General features: G+C 44.0%; 2 protein-coding genes. Both read left to right on the top strand.

Features of this window, described 5'->3' with window-relative positions; translation table 11 throughout:
- Window positions 1–216 precede the first annotated feature (216 nt).
- Window positions 217–2,481, top strand: coding sequence for a hypothetical protein (locus KGY70_17160; protein MBS3776930.1), 2,265 nt, complete (start codon window positions 217–219; stop codon window positions 2,479–2,481).
- 34 nt (window positions 2,482–2,515) lie between these two features.
- On the top strand, window positions 2,516–4,741 hold a 2,226-nt coding region (locus KGY70_17155), incomplete at its 3' end, for a hypothetical protein (protein ID MBS3776929.1).

Here is a 4,741-nt window from a genome sequence, read left to right as displayed (position 1 = left end):
AACCGCCGGTATGTAAGGACCGATAAATTATCCGGGAAAGAGTTAATCACTGCTTTTCAGAATGCAACTATTATCGATTAAATCCGGGAACTACAGAGAGGATACTGGATTGGTCGGCTACTTTTAGGCCTATTTTGATAAACCGGGCTTTGGCAATGGGAATTATCAATTGTGAGGGTGGAAAATAATGAAGTTAGAATATTAAAAAAATTTTATATGAAAAGTTTAAGCATAGTACTATTATCAGTATTGATCATAGAAATACTTGGATGCACCAGGGTGAGTCAGAATACGAATGACGTGATAATAGAAAATGAGCAGATGCGGCTCGTCATTGCACCGAATGGAAAGGCCCAAAGCCTGTTCCATAAGCCGACCAAAGAGGAATGCCTGATGCAGAATGCTAAGGTAGCTGTATTTTCTATGGTGGTTGATGTTGATTATTCTCCCTATGATGATGTATTTAAATCAAATGTTATCCCTATGGGTGAGCGTGAATTTACGCCGGATTCGGTTTACCGGAAAGGGGATCAGTTAATTGCACATTTTGATATTATTGATGTGGACGCTGTTATCGGTTTGGATATCCAACCTCAATATATACACTTTGAAGTGGAGGATTTTGTTAATAAAAGATCCACCACTAATTTGGCAGGCAATGGCAATATCAATCCGGATATTTCTCCCCGGGTAGATGAAATGTGGTTTCTCCGGTTACCCATACGGAATCGAAGTCATTATGGAGAATGGCTGAATGTAACGTGGGATGATCAGTGGGCCGTTAATATCCTGGGGACGGATTCTTACACCCGGATTAAATCGGATGAACGGAATGGATATAGAATTTTAAAAGCCGGTATGATCAGTGAAGTCAAGTCAAAAGGAGTAGGGGCCGGTTTAATTACCACCTCCACCGATAACTTGTTGGACGATATCGCCCGGGTGGAAGAAGATTTCAATTTACCGCATGGTGTAAAGAATCGCAGATCGGAAAAGGCTGATTTATCCACTTATTGGTCCGGCAATATCACCCCGGATAATGTTGACGAACATGTTGAATATGCCAAAAAGGGAGGCTTTCGAACCTTTTATGTATATTATACAGCTTTTTCGAAAGCTCCCGGGCATTATGAGTGGCGGGATGAATATTCCAATGGAATTGAGGATCTACAAGAGGTGGTGAAAAAGATTAAAAATGCCGGTATGTCTCCCGGGGTTCATATCCATTACAATAAAGCCAGTAAAAGTGATCCGTATATTACGAAGGTAGATCATCGGTTAAATCTGAGAAAGTATTTTACACTGGCTGCTCCATTGGGCAGGAACGATACGACCATCACTGTAGAGGAAAATCCCCGGAGGGTTACTTTGGATGAAGGCCGAAGAATTTTAAAGATCGGAGATGAATTGATATCTTATTCGGATTACACCACCGTGCGGCCTTATAAATTCACTGGATGTAGCCGGGGAGCACTGAATACGAAGCCTGCCTCCCATTCTATGGGCAATAAATTTGGTTTGCTGGATTTAGATGACTGGCCAAAATTTGTCCGTCTTGATCAGCAAACCAGTATTCAGGGAGAAGTTGCAGAAAGGCTGGCTGAGATATATCAAAAGGCAGGATTTGAATTCATCTATTTTGATGGAGCTGAAGACGTCCACTCTCCCCATTGGTTTAATACTGCTAAAGCGCAGTGGGAAGTCTATAAACGTTTAGACCCCGAACCTATATTTGCAGCAGGATCAGTGCAGTCTCATTTTAGCTGGCACATGCTGAGCCGGGGTAATCACTATGATTCCCACAACTGGCCGCCTAAAGAACTAAAACAAGCCATTAGAGATTTCCCCGGGAACGCGGCTCCTTTGATGGCGGATAATTTTACCGCCTCAACTTTTGGTAGATACCGGTATTTCGTCCCTGACGAAAATTCTATAGGGATGCAGCCTGATATGTTTGAGTACCTGACTAGCCGAGCCTCAGCATGGGGTTCACCATGGATTTTAAAGAGCAATGTGGAAGAATTTGAAGATCACCCCAGGACTTCCGATAATCTGGAAGTGATAAGACGGTGGGAAGAAGCAAAAGCCCAGGATTGGCTCACTGAAGAACAAAAACAGATGCTGAGGGATTGGGAGCAGGAGCATATTCTTTTGGTCAATAAGCAGGAGGAATTTGAACTTGTGCCTTATGAACAAATCAAAGATGTGGCCAAAGGAGAAGTACGGGCATTTATTTTTGAGCGGCAAGATGATTTGTATGTGGTGTATTGGCATATAAAAGGAGATAAAAACATGGAGCTGCCTTTAAAACCGGAAAAGATTACCTTGCTTAAGGATATAGGAGAGCAGACAGAAGTGCAGCCAGGAAAAAATGAGGAATCAGTGGTATTGCCCGTGAGCCGCCGCCGATATGTCAAGACAGATCAATTGTCAAGAGAGGAATTGATTTCTGCTTTTCAAAATGCCACCATTTTTAACTAAATTATTGCTGCTATATAATAATAAGGAATACATAATGAAAAGGATATTGTACATAAAAGATTGGGCAATGGTAGTCATATTCATATTGGTTGCCCCAATGGTATATGGAGACAATGACATAACCATTGAAAATGCTGAAATGCGTTTAGTCATCAGCGAAGAAGGCCATGCAAAAAGCCTCATTCACAAAGCCACCGGTCAGGAATGTCTGGCTGTTCAGGACAGTTTCCCCGTGTTTGCGGTAAAACAATCCGATCGTTTACCCAGTCAGGAAATGTTGGTTCATCCTGCGGAACCAAAATTTTTACCTGCCACAAAAGTGCGTAGGATGGGAAATAAACTGAAAATCTCCTTCCGGCATTTATCCCACCGGGTAACTGTACGTTTAGATATTACTGATAGTTATATTGGATTTACCGTTGATAATATTAAATACAACGGGTCACGGCTCTCTGAAAGGTTGGTGCCTCCCTTGGATGAATTGATATTTCTGCGGCTTCCGGTTCGGGAACGGGATCATTTCGGAGGGTGGTTAAATGTAATGCACGACGCGGATGTTGCTGTGAACGTGCTGGCCACCAACCAATATCCTAAAGTTGACGGAAAACCACGATGCGGGTATCGCATTATGGAGGCCCGGGCTATTGACGAAGTAAAGACTTTAGGAGTAAGTGCTGCATTAATTACTACGGAGACCAAACATTTAATGGACCGGATACAGCAGGTAGAAAAGGATTTTAATCTCCCCACAGGAGTAAAATCTCGATCGTGCGAGGAATATAAGTATTCTGTTTATTGGCCCACTGATATTACACCGGATAATGTTGACCGCCATGTTCAGTATGCCAAGGCAGGCGGATTCAAGTTGTTTATGATTTCGGTGAACTCATTTGCAACCGTAGGGCATTTCAGTTGGAACGAAGAATACAGCAATGGCATGGAGGATTTTAATAAAGTTGTAGACAAAGTGACTGATGCCGGAATGATTCCCGGTCTTCACACGTATTTTACCAAGGCAGATAAAGAAGATCCTTATGTGACAGGCACTCCTGATCACCGCTTAAATCTCAGAAGGAGGCTCACCCTGGCCGAACCCATCACAAGGTCTTCCACTACTATTACGGTGGAGGAGAACCCCCGTGCATGTACACGAGAAGATGGCAGGCGCATTCTCAAAATTGGAGAAGAGCTGATCACCTACCAGGATTATACCACCGAACGGCCTTTTCAGTTTACCGGTTGCCGGCGGGGCCAGTTCGAAACTACCCCTCAGGCCAGAGACCAGGGATATAAATTCGGTTTGCTGGATGTCGACACCTGGACCAAATGGGTTCGCTATGACCAGAGAACCTCCATACAACAGGAAGTTGCAGAACGGATTGGGGAGATATACAATCAGGCGGGACTGCGCTTTATATATTTTGACGGGGCAGAGGATGTGCCTCCCCCGTATTGGTATAACACTTCCCGTGCGCAAAAAGTGTTATATGATCAGCTTCAGCCGCCCCCAATATTTGCCGAAGCTGCTCAGCGTTCCCATTTCAGCTGGCATATGATAAGCCGGGCGAATGCTTTTGATATCCAGGGATACCCTCCCAAACAATTGAAATCTGTTACCCGCCGTGATCCGATGCGGGAAGCCCGAATATTACAAGCGGATTTTACCAAAGGAGATTTTGGATGGATTGCGAATCATCCTCCGGGATATTGGGAGGAGGATTCAGTGGGTATGCAACCGGATGCGATAGAATATTCAACCAGCCGGGCTGCAGGCTGGAGTACCGGTACTTCTTTGTGGACAAAACTTTCCTGGTCGGATCCCCATCCCCGGTCAGACGATATTTTCGAGGTTTTCAAACGTTGGGAGACGGCAAGAGAGAAGAATTGGCTTTCTGAAGAACAAAAGGCTGCGTTGCGCAATCCCAATCAGGAACATATTCTTCTTCGTAATGAAAATGATGAGTTTGAACTGAGACCCTATTATCAGATTACACTGCTACCCACAAAAAAGATACGGGCGTTTCATTTTCAGCGGAACGGCAAAACATACGTGGTGTATTGGCATACATTGGGCAAGGGTCAGTTTTTGTTGCCTATTGAACAACAGAACATAAAAGCCTTTGGATTACTTGACGGAGATCCTCTTCCGATAAAGGCCCGCGGGCAATCGATAGTTTTGCCGGCAGGGAGCCGTCGGTACCTTGAGTTTACGAATTTATCAAAACAACAGATTATTGAAGCATTTCGGGGTCTGAGGCTT

The organism is Bacteroidales bacterium (genome assembly GCA_018334875.1).
In the GTDB taxonomy this organism is placed as follows: Bacteria; Bacteroidota; Bacteroidia; order Bacteroidales; family UBA12077; genus JAGXLC01.
This window is presented reverse-complemented; position numbering and strand designations above follow the sequence as displayed.